Source organism: Nocardioides sp. AE5, assembly GCF_031844485.1.
In the GTDB taxonomy this organism is placed as follows: Bacteria; Actinomycetota; Actinomycetes; order Propionibacteriales; family Nocardioidaceae; genus Nocardioides.
This window is the reverse complement of the sequence record NZ_JAUZVI010000002.1, coordinates 345,140-365,747: the sequence shown is the minus strand read 5'-3', so window position 1 is coordinate 365,747 and position 20,608 is coordinate 345,140. Positions and strand designations below refer to the sequence as shown.

The 20,608-nt window shown below is 70.1% G+C and carries 21 protein-coding genes; 2 read left to right on the top strand and 19 right to left on the bottom strand.

Translation table 11 applies throughout. The features are described from left to right. Window positions 1-77: 77 nt before the first annotated feature. From hisF to Q9R27_RS04880, 7 genes are all read right to left on the bottom strand, one after another. Window positions 78-839 carry an imidazole glycerol phosphate synthase subunit HisF gene (gene hisF, locus Q9R27_RS04910; protein WP_311251221.1) on the bottom strand — a complete coding sequence of 254 codons (762 nt, stop codon included), beginning with the start codon at window positions 837-839 and terminating at the stop codon, window positions 78-80. Between the two features lie 4 nt (window positions 840-843). Continuing rightward, entirely contained in the window at window positions 844-1,581 is a 738-nt protein-coding gene (gene priA, locus Q9R27_RS04905) for a bifunctional 1-(5-phosphoribosyl)-5-((5-phosphoribosylamino)methylideneamino)imidazole-4-carboxamide isomerase/phosphoribosylanthranilate isomerase PriA (protein WP_311251220.1), read from the bottom strand. A 64-nt stretch (window positions 1,582-1,645) separates the two neighbouring features. Then, on the bottom strand, window positions 1,646-2,296 hold the full coding sequence (gene hisH / locus Q9R27_RS04900; RefSeq protein WP_311251219.1) for an imidazole glycerol phosphate synthase subunit HisH: 651 nt from the start codon (window positions 2,294-2,296) through the stop codon (window positions 1,646-1,648). A 13-nt stretch (window positions 2,297-2,309) separates the two neighbouring features. Further along, on the bottom strand, window positions 2,310-2,921 hold the full coding sequence (gene hisB, locus Q9R27_RS04895) for an imidazoleglycerol-phosphate dehydratase HisB (RefSeq protein WP_311251218.1): 612 nt from the start codon (window positions 2,919-2,921) through the stop codon (window positions 2,310-2,312). Next, window positions 2,918-4,030 carry a histidinol-phosphate transaminase gene (locus Q9R27_RS04890; protein ID WP_311251217.1) on the bottom strand — a complete coding sequence of 371 codons (1,113 nt, stop codon included), beginning with the start codon at window positions 4,028-4,030 and terminating at the stop codon, window positions 2,918-2,920. The genes hisB and Q9R27_RS04890 overlap by 4 nt, the downstream gene beginning before the upstream one ends. A gap of 2 nt (window positions 4,031-4,032) precedes the next feature. Next, window positions 4,033-5,340 (bottom strand): histidinol dehydrogenase, encoded by a 1,308-nt coding sequence (gene hisD, locus Q9R27_RS04885; protein ID WP_311251216.1) that lies wholly within the window; start codon window positions 5,338-5,340, stop codon window positions 4,033-4,035. An 86-nt stretch (window positions 5,341-5,426) separates the two neighbouring features. Then, window positions 5,427-7,310 carry an endonuclease/exonuclease/phosphatase family protein gene (locus tag Q9R27_RS04880; RefSeq protein ID WP_311251215.1) on the bottom strand — a complete coding sequence of 628 codons (1,884 nt, stop codon included), beginning with the start codon at window positions 7,308-7,310 and terminating at the stop codon, window positions 5,427-5,429. 103 nt (window positions 7,311-7,413) lie between these two features. Between Q9R27_RS04880 and Q9R27_RS04875 the strand changes: the two genes are divergently transcribed. Both Q9R27_RS04875 and ybaK read left to right on the top strand, forming a co-directional pair. Further along, a complete protein-coding gene (locus tag Q9R27_RS04875; RefSeq protein ID WP_311251214.1) occupies window positions 7,414-8,082 on the top strand; it encodes an LON peptidase substrate-binding domain-containing protein in 669 nt (222 codons plus the stop codon). 7 nt (window positions 8,083-8,089) lie between these two features. Further along, entirely contained in the window at window positions 8,090-8,587 is a 498-nt protein-coding gene (ybaK, locus tag Q9R27_RS04870; RefSeq protein ID WP_311251213.1) for a Cys-tRNA(Pro) deacylase, read from the top strand. On the opposite strand, the gene Q9R27_RS04865 is transcribed toward ybaK, so the two are convergent. The 12 genes from Q9R27_RS04865 to ftsZ all read right to left on the bottom strand — a co-directional run bounded on the left by Q9R27_RS04865 (window position 8,559) and on the right by ftsZ (window position 20,565). Further along, complete coding sequence (locus tag Q9R27_RS04865; RefSeq protein ID WP_311251212.1) at window positions 8,559-9,095, bottom strand: hypothetical protein; 537 nt, start codon at window positions 9,093-9,095, stop codon at window positions 8,559-8,561. The genes ybaK and Q9R27_RS04865 overlap by 29 nt on opposite strands. Next, the gene (dnaE, locus tag Q9R27_RS04860; RefSeq protein WP_311251211.1) at window positions 9,085-12,651 is read right to left on the bottom strand and encodes a DNA polymerase III subunit alpha; all 3,567 of its coding nucleotides are present in this window, start codon (window positions 12,649-12,651) and stop codon (window positions 9,085-9,087) included. Before dnaE ends, Q9R27_RS04865 begins: the two co-directional genes overlap by 11 nt. 153 nt (window positions 12,652-12,804) lie before the next feature. Beyond that, window positions 12,805-13,521: a GNAT family N-acetyltransferase gene (locus tag Q9R27_RS04855; protein ID WP_311251210.1), complete on the bottom strand. Its 717-nt coding sequence runs from the start codon at window positions 13,519-13,521 to the stop codon at window positions 12,805-12,807. A gap of 32 nt (window positions 13,522-13,553) precedes the next feature. Continuing rightward, window positions 13,554-14,483 carry an RluA family pseudouridine synthase gene (locus Q9R27_RS04850; RefSeq protein ID WP_311251209.1) on the bottom strand — a complete coding sequence of 310 codons (930 nt, stop codon included), beginning with the start codon at window positions 14,481-14,483 and terminating at the stop codon, window positions 13,554-13,556. Then, window positions 14,480-15,076 carry a signal peptidase II gene (locus Q9R27_RS04845; RefSeq protein WP_311251208.1) on the bottom strand — a complete coding sequence of 199 codons (597 nt, stop codon included), beginning with the start codon at window positions 15,074-15,076 and terminating at the stop codon, window positions 14,480-14,482. The genes Q9R27_RS04850 and Q9R27_RS04845 overlap by 4 nt, the downstream gene beginning before the upstream one ends. Beyond that, window positions 15,049-16,011, bottom strand: coding sequence for a TraR/DksA C4-type zinc finger protein (locus Q9R27_RS04840; protein ID WP_311251207.1), 963 nt, complete (start codon window positions 16,009-16,011; stop codon window positions 15,049-15,051). The genes Q9R27_RS04845 and Q9R27_RS04840 overlap by 28 nt, the downstream gene beginning before the upstream one ends. A 173-nt stretch (window positions 16,012-16,184) precedes the next feature. Next, the gene (locus Q9R27_RS04835; protein ID WP_311251206.1) at window positions 16,185-16,922 is read right to left on the bottom strand and encodes a DivIVA domain-containing protein; all 738 of its coding nucleotides are present in this window, start codon (window positions 16,920-16,922) and stop codon (window positions 16,185-16,187) included. Window positions 16,923-17,011: 89 nt separating this feature from the next. Then, window positions 17,012-17,308 carry a YggT family protein gene (locus tag Q9R27_RS04830; protein ID WP_311251205.1) on the bottom strand — a complete coding sequence of 99 codons (297 nt, stop codon included), beginning with the start codon at window positions 17,306-17,308 and terminating at the stop codon, window positions 17,012-17,014. A gap of 10 nt (window positions 17,309-17,318) precedes the next feature. After that, entirely contained in the window at window positions 17,319-17,792 is a 474-nt protein-coding gene (locus Q9R27_RS04825) for a cell division protein SepF (protein WP_311251204.1), read from the bottom strand. Window positions 17,793-17,846: 54 nt separating this feature from the next. Then, on the bottom strand, window positions 17,847-18,551 hold the full coding sequence (locus tag Q9R27_RS04820; RefSeq protein ID WP_311251203.1) for a YggS family pyridoxal phosphate-dependent enzyme: 705 nt from the start codon (window positions 18,549-18,551) through the stop codon (window positions 17,847-17,849). Further along, on the bottom strand, window positions 18,548-19,264 hold the full coding sequence (locus Q9R27_RS04815) for a polyphenol oxidase family protein (protein ID WP_311251202.1): 717 nt from the start codon (window positions 19,262-19,264) through the stop codon (window positions 18,548-18,550). Before Q9R27_RS04815 ends, Q9R27_RS04820 begins: the two co-directional genes overlap by 4 nt. Window positions 19,265-19,275: 11 nt before the next feature. After that, complete coding sequence (gene ftsZ / locus Q9R27_RS04810; protein ID WP_311251201.1) at window positions 19,276-20,565, bottom strand: cell division protein FtsZ; 1,290 nt, start codon at window positions 20,563-20,565, stop codon at window positions 19,276-19,278. Window positions 20,566-20,608: the final 43 nt, after the last annotated feature.

The window sequence follows — 20,608 nt, the reverse complement described above, 5'->3', positions numbered from 1 at the left end:
GACACATCCAGTCTCCTCACCATCGTGGCACGCCCCGCCAGGCTCTGGGGAGCCCTACCGTGTGGCGAGGGCCAGGATCAGCGGACCGGGTGGCCTGCTTCGGCCAGGGCCGCCTTGACGTCGCCGATGCGCAGCGTGCCGAAGTGGAAGACGGTGGCGGCGAGCACCGCGTCGGCCCCGGCGTCGACGGCCGGTGCGAAGTGCTCCACCGCGCCGGCGCCACCGGAGGCGATCACCGGGATGGTGACCTCCCGGCGTACGGCGCGGAGCAATTCCAGGTCGAATCCGTCCCGGGTGCCGTCGGCGTCCATCGCGTTGAGCAGGATCTCGCCTGCACCGAGTTCGGTGGCACGGGCGGCCCATGCGATCGCATCCAGTCCCGCGGATTGGCGCCCACCGTGGGTGGTGACCTCGAAGCCGGAGTCGGTGCCGGCGGCGCGACGCGCGTCCACCGAGAGGACCAGCACCTGGTTGCCGAACCGGTCGGCCACCTCGGCGATCAGTTCGGGGCGGCGGATCGCGGCGGTGTTCATCGCGACCTTGTCCGCGCCGGCCCGCAGCAGGCGGTCCACGTCCTCGACCGACGAGACGCCACCGCCGACGGTGAGCGGGATGAAGACCTCTTCCGCGGTGCGCGAGACGATCTCCATCGTGGTGGCGCGCCCCTCGTGGGAGGCGGAGATGTCGAGGAAGGTCAGCTCGTCGGCACCCTCGGCGTCATAGGTACGGGCCAGTTCGACCGGGTCCCCGGCGTCGCGCAGGTCCTTGAAGTTGATCCCCTTGACCACCCGGCCGGCATCCACGTCCAGGCACGGGATCACCCGTACGGCGAGGGTCATCGGCTCAGGCCCGCCCGGGCAGGGTCAGCGCGAGGGCGTCCTCCAGGGTGAAGCGGCCCTCATAGAGCGCGGTGCCGATGATGGCGCCCTCGACACCGTCGGCGACCAGGCCCTGCAGTGCTTCCAGGTCGGCCAGTTCGGTGACGCCGCCGGAGGCGACCACGGGTGCGTCGGTGGCGGCACAGACATCGCGGAGCAGGTCCAGGTTGGGGCCCTGCAGCATGCCGTCCTTGTTCACGTCGGTCACCACGTAACGGGCGCAGCCCTCGGAGTCGAGCCGGGCGAGCACCTCGTAGAGGTCGCCGCCCTCGCGGGTCCAGCCGCGCGCGGCGAGGGTCCGGCCGCGGACGTCGAGGCCGATCGCCACCCGGTCGCCGTACTCGGCGATGGCGCGGGCACACCACTCGGGCTGCTCCAGCGCGGCGGTGCCGATGTTGACCCGGCGGCAGCCGGCGTCCATCGCCGCCTTGAGGGAGTCGTCGTCGCGGATGCCACCGCTCATCTCGACCTTGATGTCCAGGGCGCCGACGATCTTCGCCTGGAGCTCGCGGTTGTTGCCACGGCCAAAGGCGGCGTCGAGGTCGACCAGGTGCAGCCACTCCGCACCGGCCTCCTGCCAGCGCAGGGCCGCTTCGATCGGGTCGCCGAAGACCTTCTCCGACCCGGCCACGCCCTGGACCAGCTGGACGGCCCGGCCCCCTGCGATGTCGACGGCGGGCAGCAGCTCGAGGTAGTCACTCATGGCGCTGATCCTAGGCGGAGCGCGGTGCCGGCCCGTACGATGTCCTGCCTTGTGGGCGGTGCGCTCAGAGGGAAAGCACCCAGTTGCGCAGCAGCGCAGCCCCGGCATCGCCGGACTTCTCCGGGTGGAACTGGGTCGCCGAGAGCGGACCGTTCTCCACCGCGGCGACGAACCGGTCGCCGCGCTCGGCGTCCGGTCCGGTCTCGGTCCAGGTCACCAGGGGTGCCCGGGTGCGGTCGTTGGTGACCAGTTCCCACTCACGCACACCGTAGGAGTGGACGAAGTAGAAGCGCTCGTCCGCGATCCCGGCGAAGAGGCGGCTCTCGGCGGGCACCTCGACGGTGTTCCACCCCATGTGCGGCACCACCGGTGCCTGCAGCCGCTCGACGGTGCCGGGCCACTCATCACAACCGGCTGTCTCCACGCCGTGCTCGACGCCGCGGGAGAAGAGGATCTGCATGCCGACGCAGATGCCGAGCACCGGGCGTCCACCGGCCAGGCGCCGGCCGATGACTTCCTGGCCGCGGATGGCGCTCAGCCCCGCCATGCAGGCGGCGTACGCCCCGACTCCGGGGACCAGCAACCCGTCGGCCTCCTGGGCGACCTGGCGGTCAGAGGTCAGCGTCACCTCGGCGCCGGCCCGCTCCATGGCGCGCACCGCGGAGCGGAGGTTCCCCGAGCCGTAGTCGAGGACCGCCACGTGCGGTCGGGTCACAGTGCTTTCCCGGTCACAGGGCACCCTTGGTGGAGGGCACTCCGGTCTCGCGCGGGTCGAAGGCGATCGCGTCGCGGAAGGCGCGGGCGAATGCCTTGAACTGGGTCTCCACGATGTGGTGCGGTTCGCGGCCGGCCAGCACCCGCACGTGCAGGGCGATGTGGGCGTGGAAGCTGATCGACTCGAAGACGTGGCGGGTCAGCGAGCCGAGGAAGAAGTTGCCGGCCGGGTTGCCGATCAGCACGTGCTCCTGGCCCTCGGGCTCGCCGGTGTGCACGCAGTAGGGGCGCCCGGAGACGTCGACGACGGCCTGGACCAGCGCCTCGTCGAGCGGCACGGTCGCGTCGCCGAAGCGGCGGATGCCCTTCTTGTCGCCAAGCGCCTGGCGGATCGCCTGGCCGAGCACGATCGCGGTGTCCTCGACGGTGTGGTGGGAGTCGATGTGGGTGTCGCCGCCGGCGTGCACGACCAGGTCGACCAGGGAGTGACGGGCGAACGCGGTCAGCATGTGGTCGTAGAACCCGATCCCGGTGGAGATCTGGTGCTTGCCGGTGCCATCCAGGTCGAGCTCGACGTGGATCTTCGACTCGCTGGTCTCCCGGTCGATCCGCGCGGTCCTGCTCATGCCTCGTTCTCCTTCATGACCTCGGTCAGGGCGTCCCTGAAGGCCGTCATCTCTTCCGGGGTGCCGATCGACACCCGGAGCCATCCGTCGGGTCCGGTCTCCCGGATCAGTACGCCGCGGTCCAGCAGACCCTGCCAGACGGCGTGCCGGTCCGCGAAGGTGCCGAAGAACGCGAAGTTCGCGTCGCTGTCGGCGACCTGCAGGCCCTGTCCACGGAGCCAGCGTACGCACTCGTCCCGCTCGCGGCGCAGGTCGTCGACCCGGCCCAGCAGTTCGGGGGCGTGGCGCAGGGCCGCGATCGCGGTGGCCTGGGTGACCGCGGAGAGGTGGTAGGGCAGACGGACCACTCGGATCGCGTCGCAGATCTCCTTCGCCGCGGCGAAGTAACCGAGCCGGGCACCGGCCAGGGCGAAGGCCTTGCTCATCGTCCGCGACACCACCAGGTTGCGGTGGACGGGCAGCAACTCGAGTGCGCTCGGGGTGCCCTCGCGGCGGAACTCGCCGTACGCCTCGTCGACGACCAGGATCCCACCGTGGGGCAGCGCGGCCAGCGCCTCGCAGAGCACCCCGACCACCTCGGGCGGCAGCGCCGTACCGGTGGGGTTGTTCGGCGAGGGCAGCAGGACGACGTGGGGCTGGTGCTCGGCGATCAGGGCGCGGGCGTGGTGCAGGTCGAGGGAGAAGTCGCCCTCCCGGTGCCCCACGACCCAGGTCGTGTTGGAGTCGCGGGCATATTCGGGATACATCGAGTACGTCGGTGCGAAGCTCAGCGCGGTCCGGCCCGGGCCACCGAAGGCCTGCAGCAGTTGCAGCATCACCTCGTTGGACCCGTTCGCCGCCCAGACCATCTCCGGGGTGATCCCGGAGCCGCCGTCGGTGTTGAGGTAGGCAGCCAGCCCGGTGCGCAGTTCGGTGAACTCGCGATCCGGGTAGCGGTTCAGGGTGCCGGCCGCTGCCGCGACGGCGGCGGCGATGTCGGCGACCGCGGCCGGCGAGGGCCCGTAGGGGTTCTCGTTGACGTTGAGTTGCACGGGTACGTCGAGTTGCGGGGCGCCGTACGGCTCGATGCCCTGCAACTCCTCGCGCAGCGGCGGGAAGGTCGCGGGCATGCTCAGCTCCCGCTCTCGAAGCGGACCCGGACCGCGGCACCGTGGCCGGGAAGGTCCTCGGCCTCGGCGAGGGTGACCACGTGGTCGGCGACCTCGGCCAGGGCGTCGCGGGTGTAGTCCACGACGTGCACGGCCTTGAGGAACGAGCGCACCGAGAGCCCCGAGGAGTGGCAGGCGCAGCCGGCGGTGGGCAGCACGTGGTTGGAACCCGCGCAGTAGTCGCCCAGGGAGACCGGGGCGAAGGATCCGACGAAGATCGCGCCGGCGTTGCGGACCCGGGCGGCCAGGGCGGACGCGTCGCGGGTCTGGATCTCCAGGTGCTCCGCGGCGTACGCATTGACGACGGCAAGGCCCTGCTCGAGGTCGTCGACCAGGACGATCCCGGACTGCTGGCCGGACAGCGAGGTGCGGATCCGCTCGACGTGGCGGGTCACCGCGACCTGCTTGTCCAGTTCCGCCTCGACGTCGGCGGCGAGTTGTTCGGAGTCGGTGACCAGCACTGCGGAGGCGAGCGGGTCGTGCTCGGCCTGGCTGATCAGGTCGGCCGCGACGTACGCCGGGTCTGCGGTGTCGTCGGCGAGCACGGCGATCTCGGTGGGCCCGGCCTCGGAGTCAATCCCGACCAGGCCCTTGAGCAGGCGCTTGGCGGAGACCACGTAGATGTTGCCCGGTCCGGTGACCAGGTCGACGCGGCGACACGGGCCGGCGCCGTGGGCGAACATGGCGATCGCCTGGGCGCCGCCGACGGCGTACACCTCGTCGATGCCGAGCAGTTCGCAGGCGGCCAGGATGGTGGGGTGCGGCAGTCCGCCGTGCTCGGCCTGCGGCGAGGAGGTCAGCGCGATCGAGGAGACGCCGGCGACCTGAGCGGGCACCACGTTCATGATCACGCTGGAGACCAGTGGCGCCAGGCCCCCGGGCACGTAGAGCCCGACCCGCTCGACGGGGACCATCCGGTGTGTCACCGTGGCACCGGGGCCGAGGTCGGTGACCACGTCGTGCTCGAGTTCGGCCTCGCAGGTGGCGCGCAGGCGCCGGATGGACTCCTCCAGCCCGGCCCGGACCGCGGGGTCGAGTGCGGCCAGCGCGGAGCGGAGCGCGTCGCGCGGCACGGCGATGTCGGACTGCTCCACGCCGTCGAAGCGGGCGGAGTATTCGAGGATCGCCTCGACACCCCGGTCACGTACGTCGTCACAGATCGGGCGCACCACATGGAGGGCGGCCTCCACGTCGAACTCGGAGCGCGGGACCACGCTCCGGTAGTCGACGGGAGCAGCGCTGCTTCCACGGAGGTCGATGCGTCGGATCATGGTGGTGATTCTAGGCGGGCCGGACCGGTGGACTCGACCGGGTTTCGAGGGGCGACACCCGGCGAGTGGCGCCGCTCACCGTGGCTTCACCGGGCAGGTCGCAAGGTGACCGCCACGCCCAGGTGGTCGGAGAGTTGCCGGCCGAAGGCGACCACGTCGCTGGCGGCCAGGTCCGGGCTGGTGAAGACGTGGTCGATCTGCTGCTCGGGGGCGTCCGCGGGCGAGGTGGGCAGCGGCCTGGCCCCGTCCAGCGCGTCGACCAGGCCGGTGCCGGTCATCACGTCCCACGACGGGTCGCCCGGTTCGAGGTTGAAGTCGCCGCCGACGATCGTCGGGTTGCCGCTCTCGTGCATGCGCAGGGCCAGGCCGGAGATGATCAGGGCCTGGGCCAGCGAGCCGTCCTCCCCCTCGTCGACCGGATGGGGCTGGATGTGGGTGGAGAGCACGTCCCAGGCCTGTCCGTCCTTGGTGACGGTGCCCGCGAGCACCTGCGCACCCGTGACCGCTCCGAAGGAGTCCAGCGGCTGTGACCTGACCCGGGTGATCGGCAGGTTGGTCAGGATCGCGTCGCCCCAGACCGCGTCCGCGGCGGGCCCGAAGTGGGCGTCCAGGTCCAGGAGTCGGGCCAGGACCTGCAACTGGTCCTGGCCGCCGTTGAGCAGCCAGGCGCGGTCCACCTCGCTGAGCAGCACCACGTCCGGGTCCTGGGCGGCGATCTCGCGGGCCACAGCCGCCGGATCGAACTGGCCGTCGATCCCATAGCCCATCCGCAGGTTCCACGCGACCACCCGCAGGCCGCCGTCGGTGTCGCCGGTGACTCCGTCGGTGACCGGCGCCACTGTGACGTGCGGGCCGAAGAGCGCGACCAGGACGCAGACTGCGGCCATCCCGGCACCGGCGCGCAGGCCCGAACGCGCCCGGGTCACCCCGGCGTACGTCGTGTCCGTTGCGGTCTGCGCAACCTCGGCCGAGGTGACCCCGAGCGCCACCAGTGCGACGCAGAGCACCACGATCGCCAGGTCCGCGCGATAGCCGAGGTCATAGCCCGCGTAGTAGACGAAGAAGAGGACCACCCACGCCAGCGCACCGCCCGAGGCGGCCCATGCCACGGCTCCGCCGGTGCCACCGGCGCGCCCCACCAGGTCGATCCCGACCAGCACCACGGCAAGTGCGGGCATGCCCAGCGCGAAGGCGATCAGGAACCAGGGCGGTGAGTTGACCGGCAGGAGCACCAGCGCCGAGGCCAGGGTGAGGACTGCTGCCGCCACCGGCAGCGCCCGGCGGGTCAGGTCGGGGCGGGCGGGTGCCCAACGAGCGAGTCCCACGGCGACCAGGACGGCGAGCACCACCACCATCGGGCCGGCGTCGGGCGAGGCGACCGAGGCGCGGGCCGGGTTGGCCGCCCAGATGCCCGCCACCAGCCAGGCCGGCAGCATCGCCAGCGCCAGGCGCGCCGGGGCGGGACCGGACGGCTCCTCGCGCAGCGTGGAGACGACCAGCACGACCTGTAGCGCGAGCAGCGACCAGCCCCAGGCGTCGTCGCGCCACACCGCACCCCAGGTGCCCAGCCCGGCATGGGTGACGGTGGCCAGCGCGATGCCGACCAACCAGCCCTCGACGAGTTCGGCACCGAGGTGCTCCGCGGCGAGCACCGTCCAGGCCACGGCCGCAGCCACTCCGACGGAGGCGACCCAGAGCTGCGCCGCTCCCCCGTCGGTGAACGCCAGCCCGGCCCGGGCGGCCAGGGCCACCACGAGTACGCCGCGCAGCACCGGCATGGGTGGCACCCCGAGCCGGACCGCCATCCGGGGCAGCAGGCCGGCCAGGACACAGCCCAGCGCGAACGCGCCCATCAACTCGGCCGGGGTGGACGCGGCCTGGCCGAAGATCGTGATCAAGGACGGCGCCCAGACCCGGAGCAGGTCGATCAGCAGCCAGGCTCCGGCCGCAACCGCGATCACACGTCTCATCGGTCCTCCTGGGGATACACATCCGGCACAGGCGCCATCCTGCCCTGTCGCACAACCAGGCAGGCAACCAGAAGGTCGTCCGGACAGCCGATAGGCTGACCGGATGACCGAGAAGCTGCCGCTGTTCCCCCTGAACACCGTGCTGTTCCCCGGCATCACGATCCCGCTCCACGTCTTCGAGGACCGCTATCGTGCACTCGTCCACCAGTTGCTGCGCATCGACGACCCCGCCGAGCGCGTCTTCGGCTCGTGCGCCATCCGGGAGGGCTACGAGGTCGGCGAGCGCGGCGGCCAGTCACTGCACCGGATCGGCTGCGTGCTGCAGCTCACCGAGGTCACCCAACACCCCGACGGCAGCTTCGACATCGTCGCCGTGGGCCGCAGCCGGCTCCGCCTCGACAGCCTGGAGAGCACCGGGGAGTTCCTGGCCGGCGAGATCGAGGTGTTGCCCGACGACGAGGAGAGCGTCGACCCGCTGATCACGGCCCGCGCGTTGCAGGCCTTCGACGACTATCGCACCGTGCTCAGCCAGATCCGCGGCGAGGAAGTCCTCAGCGGCGACCTGCCCGACGACCCGACGTACCTGTCGTGGGTGCTCGCCGCGACCTGCCTGCTCACCCTCGCCCAGCGCCAGGAACTGCTGGAGGCCACCGACACCGCCCTGCGCCTGGCCATGCTCACCGAGATGATGCACGAGGAGATCCGGGCCATGCAGGCCCTGCCCTCCCTGCCCGCCACCGAGGTGTCGCGCACCGGCTGGTCACCGAACTGAGCTGGAGATGGCGAAGAAGTCAAAGGGCAGCGCGGGCACCCCGGCAACCGTGGCGCTGGCCGTGGCGGGCATCGAGCACACCGTGCACACCTATGACCATGACCCGCGCTCGGCCAGTTATGGCGCGGAGGCCGCGGCCGCGCTGGGGCTTGCGGAGGAGCAGGTGTTCAAGACCCTGCTGGCCGACGCGGACGGACGCCTCGTGGTCGCCATCGTGCCGGTCGCCGGTGAGCTGGACCTCAAGGCGCTGGCACGCACCCTGGGCGCCTCCCGGTGTGCGATGGCCGACCCGGCCCGGGCCCGGCGCAGCAGTGGGTACGTCGTGGGCGGGATCTCTCCGATCGGGCAGAGGAAGGCACTGCCGACGGTGCTGGACGACTCGGCGCTGGCCCACCCGGTGGTCTATGTCTCGGGTGGACGTCGCGGCCTGGACCTGGGCCTGGCCCCCACGGACCTGGCCCGGGTGACCGGTGCCGTCACGGCGCCGATTCGTCGAACGCGTTGACCCGGGCCCGGGCTGCTGCCTCGGCGCGGCTGCGGAAGCAGACCAGGATGACGAACGCCCCGGCCAGCGCGCCGCCCGGGAAGGCCACCCAGGGGGCCGCGCCGGCGACCTCCATCGAGGCCTTCAGTTCGGTCCAGTCCTCCGCGCCGGCGGCCACCTTCTCCATCGACTCGGGCCCCAGCCAGGCGCCCATCCCGATCATCACCCAACCAGCCACCAGCGCGCCGAGCACGACCGCGGCCAGGGTGATCACCTCGTCCGCCTCGAACCACCAGGTCAGCACGAGGCCGAGGAGCAACCCGGCTGCGGCGGCGATCAGGAAGTAGAGCCCGGTGCTCCGGATCACCTCGTCGTCCTCGAACCGCGGCACGTGTTGATAAACGAAGCCCTCGGGTGCGGGTGCCCACACCTGGTGCCACAACCAGCCGCACACCACACCGGCCACGATGAAGGTGAGCACGACGACAAGGGCCTGGCGCAGCGCGCGGGCCGTCCGTTCACTGGCCAAGGCAGCCCGGCCCGAGGAGTTGCTTGAGGTCGGCGAAGAGCGCCGGGGTGGGGGTCACCCGCAGCTTGTCGTCGAGCTTCATCACGGTGGTCGAGCCGCGGCTGAGCAGCTTGAGCCTCACCTCGGACATGCCCGGGTGGGTGCGGAGCACCTCGGCCAGTTGTTCCACCACCGGGGCGGTGCACCGGGTGGAGGGCAGCGAGACGGTGACCGGTCCGCCCGGCCCCTCATTGATGTCCGGCAGGCTCACCTCCTGACCGCGGAGCTCGGGCTGGTCCTTGTCGCGGCTCAGCGAGCCACGCACCCGGATGATCGAGTCCTCGGCCAGGTAGGGGCTGACCAGTTGATAGCTACTCGGGAAGAAGAGCACCTCGATGGCGCCGTCCAGGTCCTCCAGAGTGACGGTGGCCCACGGGTCACCGCGCTTGGTGATCTTGCGGGCCACGGTGGTGACCAGTCCGCTGACCGTCACCTGCGCACCGTGCGGGCGTTCCTCGTCGAGCACGAGTTCACCGATGCTGCAGTCGGTGCCCTGGGTCAGCACGTGCTCCAGGCCCATCAGCGGGTGGTCGGAGACGTAGAGGCCGAGCATGTCGCGCTCGTGGCCCAGCAGGGTCATCTTGTCCCACTCGTCGATCTCGGGGATGGCCACGCTGATCCCGAATCCGGCGTCGGCCTCGTCGAGCCCGTCCAGCCCCGCGAAGAGGGAGTCCTGGCCGATCGCCTCGTTGCGCTTGATGTCGACGTACTGGTCGACCGCCGTCTCGTGGATCGCCACCAGCGCCCGGCGCTTGTGCTTCATGTCGTCGAACGCCCCGGCCTTGACCAGGGAGTCGATCACCCGCTTGTTGCACACGCTCGCGGGCACCTTGTCCATGAAGTCGTTGAAGTCGGTGTAGCGACCCTTCTCCTCGCGGGCCTCGACGATGCCGGCCACCACGTTGGACCCGACGTTGCGGATCGCGGTGAGGCCGAAGCGGATGTCGGTGCCGACAGGCGTGAAGTTGTGGGCGGACTCGTTGACGTCGGGCGGGAGGACCTTGATCTTCATCCGGCGACACTCGTTGAGGTAGATCGCCATCTTGTCCTTGTCGTCCTTGACCGACGTCAACAGCGCGGCCATGTATTCGGCCGGGTAGTTCGCCTTGAGGTACGCCGTCCAGTAGGTGATCACGCCGTACGCCGCGGAGTGCGACTTGTTGAAGGCGTAGTCGGAGAACGGCAGCAGGATCGCCCACAGGGTGTCGATCGCGTCCTGCGGATAGCCGCGCTCGAGCATGCCGGCCTGGAACCCGGCGTACTGCTTGTCGAGTTCTTCCTTCTTCTTCTTGCCCATGGCGCGGCGCAGGTTGTCAGCGGCGCCCAGGGTGAACCCGGCCAGGACCTGGGCGATCGCCATCACCTGCTCCTGGTAGACGATCAGGCCGTAGGTCTCCCCCAGCACCGGCTCCAGCGCCTCCTCGAGCGCCGGGTGGATCGGCTCGATCGGCTCGCGGCCGTTCTTGCGGCGGGCGTACTTGTTGTGCGAGTCGGCGCCCATCGGTCCGGGGCGGTAGAGCGCGCTGACGGCGGTGATGTCGGCGAACTTGTCCGGCTGCATCGAGCGCAGCAGGGAACGCATCCCGCCACCATCGAGCTGGAAGACGCCGAGCGTGTCGCCGCGCCCCATCAGCTCATAGGTGGCGCGGTCGTCGAAGGGCAGCTCCTCCAGGACCACCTTCTCGTCCCGGTTGAGCTCGATGTTGGCCAGTGCGTCCTCGAGGATGCGCAGGTTGGACAGGCCCAGGAAGTCCATCTTGACCAGGCCGAGCGACTCGCACATCGGGTAGTCGAACTGGGTGATCACCGCGCCGTCCTGGGGCCGCGACATGATCGGCACGATGTCGATCAGCGGCTCGCTGGACATGATCACGCCGGCGGCGTGGACGCCCCAGTTGCGGATCTGGCCCTCGAGGCCGACCGCCGTCTCGTAGATCTTGCGGACGTCGGGATCCTGCTCGTAGAGAGCCCGGAACTCGCCGCCCTCGCCGTACCGCTTGTGGTCGGGGTTGAACAGCTCCTTGAGTGGGACGCCCTTGCCCATCACGTCGGCGGGGAACGCCTTGGTGATCCGGTCCCCGATGGCGAAGCCGTGGTCGAGCACCCTGGCGGCGTCCTTGATCGCGGCCTTCGCCTTGAGCCGGCCGAAGGTGGCGATCTGGGCGACCCGCTCGGCGCCGTACTTCTCGGTGACGTAGGCGATCACCTCGCCGCGGCGGGCATCGTCGAAGTCAATGTCGAAGTCGGGCATCGAGGGGCGCTCGGGGTTGAGGAAGCGCTCAAAGAAGAGGCCGTGCTCCAGGGGACACAGGTCGGTGATGCTCAGTGCGTACGCCGCAATGGATCCGGCACCGGAACCGCGGCCGGGGCCGACCCGGATGCCGTTGGCCTTGGACCACTGGATGAAGTCGGCGACCACCAGGTAATAACCGCAGTACCCCTTCTGCGAGATGATCGCGAGTTCCATCTCGACGCGGTCGCGGACCTCCTGGGTGAGCCGGTCACCGGGGTAGCGCACCTCGATGCCGCGCCACACCTCCTTGGTGAACCACGACTCCTCGGTCTCGCCGGCGGGAATGTCGGCGCGCGCCATGTAGCCACCGGTGGACTCGGTGAACTCGACCTGGCAGCGCTCCGCGATCAGCAGCGTGTTGTCGCACGCTTCCGGCATGCCGAAGCGGTCGGCCCACAGTTCGCGCATCTCGGCTGCGGACTTGATGTAGTAGCCGCCGCCGTCGAACTTGAGCCGGTTGGGGTCGGCGATCCGCTTGCCGGAGGCAACGCAGATGAGGGCGTCGTGGGCGTCGGCGTCCTCGGGGTTGTTGTAGTGGGAGTCGTTGGTGGCGATCGGCGGCAGGCCCATCTGCTTGCCCAGCCGGAGCAGGTCGTCGCGGACCCGCTTCTCGATGTCGATGCCGTGGTCCATCAACTCCAGGAAGACGTTGTCGCGCCCGAAGATGTCCTGCAACTCGCCGGCCTCGCGGACGGCCTCGTCGTACTGGCCCAGCCGGAGCCGGGTCTGGATGGCGCCACTGGGGCACCCGGTGGAGACGATGATCCCCTTGCTGTGCTCTGCCAGGATCTCCTTGTCCATCCGGGGCTTGAAGTAGTAGCCCTCCAGGCTGGAGCGCGAGGAGAGACGGAAGAGGTTGTGCATCCCCTCCGTGGACTCCGACCACATCGTCATGTGGGTGTAGGCGCCGCCACCGGCGACGTCGTTGCCGCCCTCCTCGGCGACGTCACCCTTGCCCCACCGGACCCGGCGGCGTTCACCGCGCTGGGTGCCGGGCGTGAGGTAGGCCTCGATCCCGATGATCGGCTTCACGTCGTACTTCTTCGCCTTCGACCAGAAGTCGTAGGCGCCGTGCAGGTTGCCGTGGTCGGTCATCGCGATCGACGTCATGCCCAGGTCGCGCACCCGGGCGAAGAGGCCGTCGAGCAGGGACGCGCCGTCCAGCATCGAGTATTCGGTGTGCACGTGCAGGTGCGCGAACCCGTCGCCGGAGGCTGCTGACATGGAGCTGGGATGACCTTTCGGACGTCGCGTGGAGCGAGCCTGGCAGGAGGCCTGCCGGGCCTTCGGCGGGGAAGGATCCCAGCCTAGGTGATGCTCGGAACGAGAGTACGTCGACCCACCGACACTCGATCCACCTCGACCGTGTTCGCGGCCTCAGCGGTGCGTGGCGTCCAGGCTCTCGGTGATGATCGCGTCCACGATCCGGGCCACCCGCTCCGGACCGAGGGCGGGCACGCGGGCCGCCATCCGGTCGGCGATCTCGCGCTCCCGCACGGGGTCGCGGCCGGCCTGGCCGCCGACGGGCTTGCGGACCTGGACGGCCGCGGTGAGGGCGACCCGGCGGGCCAGCAGGTCGGCCAGGAGCCCGTCGACCTGGTCGATCTCGGAGCGCAGGAACTCCAGCGGCCGCTCGCCGGGCCACACCACCCGGATGTCGGGCGCGCCCTCCTCGTTCTCCGAACCGTCGGTCCGCTCCAGCTCGATCAGGCCGGCCTGGCGATAGAAGCGCCGGGCGGGCTCGTTCGTCTCGAAGACCCACAGCCCGAACCCACGGGGCCGGGTGGCGAGGGCTACGTCGAGGAGGGCGCTGCCGACGCCGTGGCGCTGGGCGGCGGGGGCGACGTACAGGTGGTCCAGCCAGGTCGGGGTCAGCGCGAGGAAGCCGACCACCCCGTCGCCGGAGCCTGCCTCGGCCACCCACACCTCGCGCTCGGCGAGGTCCCAGCCCTGGACCCAGGCCACGGTCGCGTCGGCGTCGTGGGCGGCCGGGGGCATCGCCGGGACCGCAGCAGCACGCGCCTGGATGAGGACGGTCGCGATCGCGGGCAGGTCAGCGGCGTCGGCGCGGCGCAGGGAGAACTCGGCTGGCATGCCGCGATCCTCTCAATTGGCAAGCAACGATGTCAGTGGGCGTCCCGGATGGTGTCCAGCGCAGCAGCGAGGTCGTCGGGATAGCTGGACTCGTAGGTCACGTAGTCGCCGGTGTCGGGGTGCTCAAAGCCGAGCTTGACCGCGTGCAGCCACTGCCGTTCCAGGCCCACGCGGCGGGCCAGGGTGGGATCGGCGCCGTAGGTGAGGTCGCCCACGCACGGATGCTTGAGCGCGGACATGTGCACCCGGATCTGGTGGGTCCGGCCGGTTTCCAGGTGGATCTCCAGCAGGCTGGCGAACCGGTGTGCCTCGAGGAGTTCGTAGTGGGTGATGCTCGGCTTGCCGTCCGCCATCACCGCGAACTTCCAGTCGGACTTCGGGTGGCGCCCGATGGGTGCGTCCACGGTGCCGCTGAGCGGGTCCGGGTGGCCCTGCACGAGCGCGTGGTAAGTCTTGTCGACGGTGCGGTGGCGGAAGGCGTTCTTGAGCACCGAGTAGGCGTGCTCGGACTTGCAGATCACCATGACTCCCGACGTACCGACGTCGAGCCGCTGCACGATGCCCTGGCGCTCGGAGGCGCCGCTGGTCGCGATCCGGTAGCCGGCCCCGGCCAGGTGGCCGACCACGGTCGGTCCGGTCCACCCCATCGACGGGTGTACGGCGACCCCGACCGGCTTGTCGATCACCACGATCGAGTCGTCATCGTGGATGATCTTGATCCCCTCGACGATCTCGGCCTTCACCGCGAGCGGATCCGGGCGCTGGGGGAAGGTGACCTCGAGCATCGCGCCGGCATGGACCCGGTCCGACTTGGCCACCGCACCGGAGTCGACCTGCACGTGCCCTTCGGCGATCAGTTCGGCTGCGCGGGTCCGGGAGACGCCAAACATCCGGGCCATCGCCGCGTCGACACGCTCCCCGGCCAGCCCCTCGGGGACCAGCACTGTCCGGTGGTCGCTCATGACTCGTGGCGCAGGCCGTCGACGCGGATGCCGCGGATGGTCTGGATGATGATCAGTGCGGCAGCCACGGTGATGCAGATGTCGGCAATGTTGAAGATGGGCCAGTTCGGCAGGCGGATGAAGTCGACCACGTGGCCCTCGAGCACACCGGGCGCCCGGAAGATGCGGTCGGTCAGGTTGCCGCCGATACCGGCCAGGAGGACGCCGAGCGCGACGGCCCAGGTCGTGCTGGCCAGGCGGCGGGCGATGAACAGGACCACCAACACCGCACCGATGGCGATCACGCTGAGCACCTCGGTATAGCTGGTGCCCATGCTGAAGGAGGCACCCGAGTTGTAGGTCAGGTGCCAGCCGAGCCACCTGCCGACGACCTCGACGGTGCCGCGGCCCTCGAGGCTGTTCTCGGCCCAGTGCTTGGTCCACTGGTCGAGGCCGAGTCCGAGTGCCGCGATCAGTGCGAAGAGCAGGAGGTACGGCGTACGGCGAGCAGGGGGCTGCTCGGGCGCATCGTCCGCCGTGGTCTCGTCCTCGACGTCGTGTGCCGGCTCGTCCGACTCCCCGCTGTTCAGCGGCGCTCTTCTCGCTGCTTGCATGACATGCACAGTGTCGCACGCGGGAAGGCCATCAACCGATTCTTGCCGATGGGGTTGCCGCAGGACTCGCAGATGCCGTAGGTGCCGTCGTCGATGCGGGCCAGGGCGCGGTCGATCTGGGTGAGCATCTCCCGCGAGTTCGCCACCAGCGTCAACTCGTGGTCGCGCTCGAAACTGGTCGCGCCCATGTCGGCCTGGTCGTGCCCGGCACCATCACCGGCGTCACGCATCAGGTCGGCGAGTTCCTGCTCCTGCTCCTCGATCTCACCGTGCAGGCGGGCGGCCAGTTCGTTGAGGTCCTTGACGACCTCGCCGAGTTCGGCCTTGGTCCAGGCGCTTTCGTCCTCACGGACCTTGAGCTTCGTGGGTGCCGCCTTCTTGGCGGGTGCTGCCTTCTTGGCGGGTGCTGCCTTCTTGGCGGGTGCTGCCTTCTTGGCAGGCGCGGCCTTCTTGGCAGGCGCGGCCTTCTTGGCGGGCGAAGCCTTCTTCGCCGGCGAAGCCTTCTTCGCCGGCGCGGCCTTCTTCGCCGGCGCGGCCTTCTTCGCGGGCGCTGCCTTCTTCGCGGGCGCGGCCTTCTTGGCCGGCGCGGCCTTCTTCGCGGGCGCAGTCTTCTTGGCCAGCGCAGTCTTCTTGGCCGGTGCGGCCTTCTTGGCCGGTGCGGCCTTCTTGGCCGGTGCGGCCTTCTTGGCCGGTGCGGCCTTCTTCGCGGGCGCCGCCTTCTTGGCCGGTGCTGCCTTCTTCGCGGGCGCCGCCTTCTTCGCGGGCGCAGTCTTCTTCGCGGGCGCAGTCTTCTTGGCCGGCGCAGTCTTCTTGGCGGGTGCGGCCTTCTTCGCGGGCGCGTCCGTGGCGGCGGCCTTGCGCGGCCTGCGGGAGAGGACCTTCTTCGCTGCAGCAGCTGCCGTGCCCGCCAACGACTTCTTCGTGCTGCGTGCCATGGAAAGGGCCTCCTCGTGGCCGTGGTGAGTGTGGCAGGAACCACAGTCAAGTGGCACGGAGGCTAGTGCACCGCCGGGGGTGACTCAAACCGCCGCGCAGCAATGGTGGACAAATGACGACTGGCCGGTCCCCTGCGGGACCGGCCAGTCGACGAATCAGTGCTGCAGGGACCTCAGCCCTCGTCCTCGCCGAGGATCGAGCGGAGCCGCTTCGGGGGCTGCGCGTCGGAAGAGCCGGCGGGCAAGCCGCTCTCCGGGCTGACCTCCAGCGCCTCGAGTTGCTGGGAGAAGTAGCTCTTCAGGCGCGAGCGGTATTCACGCTCGAACGAGCGCAGCGTCTCGACCTCTGCGTTGAGCTTGTCCCGCTCCTTCTCCAGGTCGCCGAACATCTGCTGGCGCTTCTCGGCGGTCTCGGAGTCGAGCATCTGCGAACGGGTCCGGGCGTCGGACTCGAGGCGGTCCGCCTTGGTCTTGGCCTCGGCTTCGAGGCGCTCGGCCTTGGTGCGGGCAGCGCCGACGATCCGGTCCGCCTCATTCTTGGCCTCGTCGACCAGCTCGTCCGCGTTGCGGGTGGCGAGCTCGAGCAGGCGAGCAGCGGCGTTCGACGCCTGGGCGACGGTCTCGACGCGGATAGTCTCGGGCTCCGCGGGCGCAGCAGCCGCGACCGGCGCGGGCTCCGGGACCGGCTCGGGCTTCTTCTCCTGCACGGGGGCCGGGGTCGGCACCGCGGCCGGGGCGCCGGACTGGGCGGCAGCCAGCTTGGCCCGCAGGTCGTCGTTCTCCTTGGTGAGCCGTGCCAGTTCGGCCTCCACCTCATCGAGGAACTGATCGACTTCACTCATGTCGTAGCCCTCACGGAGCCGGACCGGAGTAAAGCGCTTGTTGCTCACGTCCTCAGGCGTCAGCGGCATGACCTCACCCATTCTCAATAGTCATCGGAAGTTCTGTCGTTCGAAACAATAGCGCCTGCCCCACGCCTGTCGCGAAGTCACCAGAGCAATCAGGCGCTCAGGAAGATCACGTAGTTGAGGCGCATCAAAAGGTAGGTGCCAACCAGCACGATCAGGAAACTGAGGTCCAGAGCAATGCTGCCCAGCCGCAGCGGCGGGATCACCTTGCGCAGCGCCTTGATCGGTGGATCGGTGATCGAATACACGATCTCCAGGACCACGAGCAGCGGTCCCTTGGGTGACCAGGATCGCGCGAAGACCATCACCCAGTCGAAGATGAAACGGGTCCAGAGCAGGACCATGAAGGAGAAGAGGACGACATAGAGGATCGTCCCGATGAGTTCCACGAGTGTCGGCTCAGCTCTGGTTGAAGAAACCGCCCTCGGCGATCCGCTCCTTGTCCTCTGCGGCCACCGTCACGTTGGGCGGCGAGAGCAGGAACACCTTGTTCGTGACCCGCTCGATCGTGCCGCGGGTGGCGAAGACAAGGCCGGCAGCGAAGTCCACGAGGCGCTTGGCGTCGTTGTCGTCCATCTCGGAGAGGTTCATGATGACCGGGACGCCGTCCCGGAAGTTCTCGCCGATCGTCCGCGCCTCGTTGTAGGTGCGGGGGTGCAGCGTGGTGATCCGGGACAACTCTGCAACCACTCCTGGGCTCGCGACGGGTTGGGGACGACGGCGCTCGGAGATGCTGGACACCGGGGCCGGACGCGGCTCCTCGTGGCCACCGCGGTCTTCGGCGTACTCGTCATAGGCCTCGTCGTCAGGGTACCGACCAGCGTCCTCGACCAGGCCGAGGTACTCACCGATCTTGCGCATCGCGCCGCTCATGTGACTTTCCTCCGAAATCCGCGCCCGGGTTCGAGCGCTTCTGTGTTGTGGACACTACTTGATCGTGGGGCGCTCACCGAGCACCGCGCGGCCGACACGAACGTGTGTCGCGCCGCATGAAATGGCCTCTTCCATGTCCTGGGTCATCCCGGCCGAGAGGACGCTCGCCCCGGGGTGGTCCGCGCGGAACCGGTCCACGATCACGGAGAGGCGATCGAAGGCGGCCCGGGGGTCCTCGCCGAGCGGGGCCACCGCCATCAGCCCGCGCAGGTTGAGGAACTCGTTCCCGGCGACGCCTGCGGCCAGCGCGGTCAGGTCGTCGGGCAGTACGCCGGCCCGGTGCTGGGTGCCCGGCGGGTCCAGGCTGACCTGGACCAGGCAGTCCAGGGGGCGCCCGCGGGCCTCGGCGCCACGGGCGAGGGGGCCGATCAGCTTGGGCCGGTCGACCGACTCGACCACGTCGGCGTACGCCGCGACCGCGGCGGCCTTGTTGGACTGGAGTCCGCCGATGTAGTGCCACCGCAGGCCCAGGTCCTCGCACTCGGCCGACTTCTCGACGGCTTCCTGGTGGCGGTTCTCCCCCACGTCGGTGACGCCGAGCCCGGCCAGGATGCGGACGTCGCTGGCGGGGAAGAACTTGGTGACCACGGTGATCGACACCTCGTCGCTCCCCCGGCCCGCAGCGGCACATGCCGCGGCGACCCGGCGTCGTACGTCGTCGAGGTTGGTGGAGAGTTCGTCGTGGCGTGCCTGGCTCATGGCACCATCCTGATCAGTCCGCCCAGGCGCCCGGCGTCCGCCCCCTGGCGGCGGTAGGACCAGAGGTCCTCGTCCTCGCGGGTGCACCGGTCGACGGAGTGGCTCGGGACCCCGGCCGCCTCGAGTTGGGCGCGGACCCCGGCCCCGAGGTCGAGCGCCGGCGTGCCCCAGGAGGTGACGCTCTTCGTCGCGGGGATGGCGGCAACGACCTCGTCTTGCATGGCGCCGGGTACCTCGTAGCAGACGCCGCACACGTGCGGCCCCACCCATGCCTCGATTTCCTGCGCGCCGAGCGCGCGCATCCGCTCCACTGCCGCCCCGACCACGTCGAGCAGCACGCCCTGGCGTCCGGCGTGGACCGCTCCGACCACCCCGGCCCGCTGGTCGGCCAGGAGGATCGGGACGCAGTCGGCCACCCGGACCAGGAGGGTGACGCCAGGGGTGCGGGTGAGGATCGCATCCGCCTCGACGGATGCGTCCGCCACCGCGCCATCGACCTCGACCACGGCGGTCCCATGGACCTGGCGCATCCCGACGACCGGGCCGCCGATGCTCTGCGCGATGGCTTCGAGCCCGGAACCGTCCGCAGCCGATCCCGGCGCCCCCTCCCACTGGAGGTCGAGCGCACCGGTGATGCCGTGGCGATCCGTGAAGGCGATGTCGAGACCGACGGTGTCGACGCCGCCGGCTCGGGCCTCGCGATGGGCGAACACGGCTCAGGCGGTCACTTCAGGAAGTCCGGCACGTCCAGTTCGTCGTCGTCGAACTGGACCTGGCGTGGCTGCTGGCGCGGCTGGGCCGGGGCCTGGCCCGGGTTGGACGGCGACTGGGCCGGCGGACGACCCTGGCCACCCTGCTGGGCCTGCTGCGCCGGGGCCGATCCTGCAGACGTCGCCGGCTGGCCGGCCGGGGTGGCCGGGCCACGCGAGCCCTGCTCCGCACCCTGGCCATTGCCCTGCTGGGCCTGGCGCTGGCCGGCAATGGCCTGGGCCGCGGCCCGGGTCTCGCCCTGGGTCTGCTGCGGCGCCTGGCGCCGCAGCACCGTCCCCTCGTTGCGCCGCTGGGGCATGCCGCCGTCGAACCCGGCAGCGATCACCGTCACCCGCACCTCGTCACCGAGTGCGTCGTCGATGGTGGCACCGAAGATGATGTTGGCCTCGTTGTGCGCGGACTCGGCAACCAGTGCGGCGGCCTCGTTGATCTCGAAGAGGCCCAGGTCCGAACCGCCGGCGATGGAGAGCAGCACGCCGTGGGCGCCCTCGATGCTCGCCTCCAGCAGGGGCGAGGAGACGGCCATCTCCGCCGCGGCCACCGCACGGTCCTCCCCGCGCGCGGATCCGATGCCCATCAGGGCGGACCCGGCGTTGGCCATCACGGACTTCACGTCGGCGAAGTCGAGGTTGATCAGGCCGGGCGTGGTGATCAGGTCGGTGATGCCGGAGACACCCTGGAGCAGCACCTGGTCGGCCTGCTTGAACGCGTCCAGCACGGAGACGTTGCGGTCCGAGATCGACAGGAGCCGGTCGTTGGGGATCACGATGAGGGTGTCGACCTCTTCGCGCAGCTGGGAGATGCCCTCTTCCGCAGAGTTGGCCCGGCGGCGTCCCTCGAAGGCGAAGGGGCGGGTGACCACACCGATGGTCAGGGCGCCCAGGGAGCGGGCGATCCGGGCCACGACGGGGGCCCCGCCGGTGCCGGTGCCGCCGCCCTCGCCTGCGGTGACGAAGACCATGTCGGCGCCCTTGAGCACTTCCTCGATCTCGTCGGCGTGGTCCTCGGCCGCCTTGGCCCCGACCTCGGGGTTGGCGCCGGCGCCGAGGCCGCGAGTCAGTTCACGGCCGATGTCGAGCTTGACGTCGGCATCGCTCATCAACAGCGCCTGCGCGTCGGTGTTGATCGCGATGAACTCGACACCCTTGAGGCCGACCTCGATCATCCGGTTGACGGCGTTGACCCCACCCCCACCGATGCCGACGACCTTGATGATGGCCAGGTAGTTCTGTGCTGCTGCCACGGCGATTTCGCCTCTCGCTGATCGTTGTGTGTGCCCACGGTGG